This is a genomic window from Actinomycetota bacterium, from assembly GCA_005888325.1.
GTDB lineage: Bacteria > Actinomycetota > Acidimicrobiia > Acidimicrobiales > AC-14 > AC-14.
In genome coordinates this window covers 1-2,343 of record VAWU01000097.1, presented here as the reverse complement: position 1 = coordinate 2,343, position 2,343 = coordinate 1, and the positions used below count along the sequence as shown (strand labels likewise).

Here is a 2,343-nt window from a genome sequence, read left to right as displayed (position 1 = left end):
TCGGTTGAGGCCATCGGCGGATTTCGGATGCCCCGGTCTCCGAAGCCCGATTCGCCTGCAAATCCGCCACGACTGAATTTACGAACCCTACGCGCATTCGCCAGGCTTGCCGGCGCTGCCCCAATCCCGGCCTCAGCCGGCCAGACGATCCGCTACCGGCTCGACCGCGGCGGCGACAGACAACTCAACCGCGCACTCCACCAGATCGTCCGACTGCTCGAAACCCCGCCGCTGGCGACTTGACAGACATAGAAGCATCCCCACACGCCCAAGCAGTCGTGATCGCTGCGAGACCGGGTCTCGTTCAAGGACGAGCAACAGACACGTAGCTGCACGCAGCCCTGCACCCTCCGTCGTGGTCACCCGACGACGATCGATGCGTCGTCTGCGTAGAAGACCGTGCCGGGCGCCGCGTTCTGCACGAATCCCTGGAAATCGAGGGTCGAGCCGGGCGACTTGATGGTGTAGATCACGGTCACCTGCTGCCACGAGGTCGTCAGGGTCGCCTGTGCCAACGCGGAGCCGACGAGCGTGGAGCCGTTGTATTCCGCGAACTTGAGCTTGAACACGGCGCCGGCCGTGTCCGCGCGCACCCACATCGTGCCCGTGTACGTGCCGGCCGTCGTGGTCGCGACCCAGTTCGGCGAATCCTGGAGCGTCGCGAACGTGGTGTTTGTCGTACCCGTGTTCGTGAGCAGCGCCGCCGAGGTTCCGCCGTGGCCGCCGGAGACACGGGTGAGGGTGACGTTCGCGCCCGACCCGGACGTGTTCCAGCCCGAGAGGTCTGTCTCGAAGCCGGGATTCCTGACGTAGTCGACGTTCAGCGTCGCGGTGGCGGACTTCCCGGAGTTCGTGCCCGTCACCGTGTGCGCGCCGCCGACTGTGGCGGTACAGGAGGCGCCGGTGCAGGAGCCGTTCGGCGCGATCGTGAACGTCGTCGAGCCGGTGCCGTCGCCGAGCGAGTTGTTGTACTGGTCGAAGCCCTGCGCCGTGTAGGCCTGCGAGCCGCCCGCGGGGATCGTCGCCGAGGCGGGCGACAGGGCCAGGTGGTCGAGCGGTCCCGCGTTCACCGTCAACGTGCCCGAGCTCGTCTTGCCGGCATTGGTGCCGGTGACGGTGTGCGACCCGCTGGCGGTTGCGGTGCAGGCTGCGCCCGTGCAGGAGCCGTCGGGCGAGATCGTGAAGGTAGTGCTCGCGGTGACGTCTCCAAGCGAGTGGTTCGATGCGTCGAACGCCTGGGCGGTGTAGGTCTGGGAGCCGCCGGCGGTGATCGTCGCCGTGGCCGGGCTGATCACGATGTGATCAACTGTCCCACCGGTGACCTGCAGCGACGCGGTGCCGGTCTTGCCGCCGTCGTTGCCGGTGACGGTGTGCGCACCGGAGCTGGAGGCGGTGCAGGTGGCGCCGGTGCAGGAGCCGTTGGGGCTGATCGTGAACGTGGTGTTGGCGGTCACGTCGCCGAGCGAGTTGTCGTAGGCGTCGCGCCCCTGGGCGGTGTAGGTCTGGGAGCCGCCGGGATCGATCGTGGCCGAGGCGGGCGCCAATGCCAAATGGTGGAGCGGCCCGGCCGTCACGGTCAACGTCGCGTTGCTCGTCTTGCCGCCGTCGGTGCCGGTGACCGTGTGCGCACCCGCCTGCGTGGCGGTGCACACGTTGCCGGTGCACGACCCATTGGACGCGATCGTGAACGTGGTCGAGCCCGTCACGTCTCCGAGCGAGTGGTTCGATGCGTCGAAGGCTTGGGCGGTGTAGGTCTGGGTGCCGCCGGCGGTGATCGTGGCGGTGGCGGGGCTGATCACGATGTGATCGACCAAGGAGGCATCCACGGTGAGGGTGGCGGTGCCGGTCTTGCCGGCGTCGGTGCCGGTGACCGTATGGGCGCCGCCCACGGTGGCCGTGCAGGAGGGGCCGGTGCAGGAGCCGTCGGGGCTGATCGTGAACGTGGTGTTGGCGGTCAGGTCCCCCAGCGAGTTGTTGTACTGGTCGCGCCCCTGGGCCGTGTAGGCCTGGCTGGTGCCGGCGATGATCGTCGCCGACCCGGGCGAGAGCACCAGGTGGTCGAGCGCAGCCGCGGTTACCTGCAGCGACGCCGTCCCCGTCTTGCCGGCATCGGTGCCGGTCACCGTGTGGGCCCCCGAGGTCGTGGCGGTGCAGGTGGCGCCCGTGCAGGAGCCGTCGGAGCCGATCGTGAACGTCGTGCCCGCGGTCACGTCCCCCAGCGAGTTGTCGTAGGCGTCGCGCCCCTGGGCGGTGTAGGCCTGGGAGCCGCCGGCAGTGATCGTGGCTGTGGCGGGGCTGACCGCCAGGTGGTCGAGCGGGCCCGCCGTCACCGTCAGCGTGGCC

Annotated in this window: 1 pseudogene; it reads left to right on the top strand. The window is 69.2% G+C overall.

The annotated features are described in order from the left end of the window. Positions 1-93 precede the first annotated feature (93 nt). Positions 94-210: pseudogene (locus tag E6G06_22380) on the top strand (IS110 family transposase). Positions 211-2,343 lie beyond the last annotated feature (2,133 nt).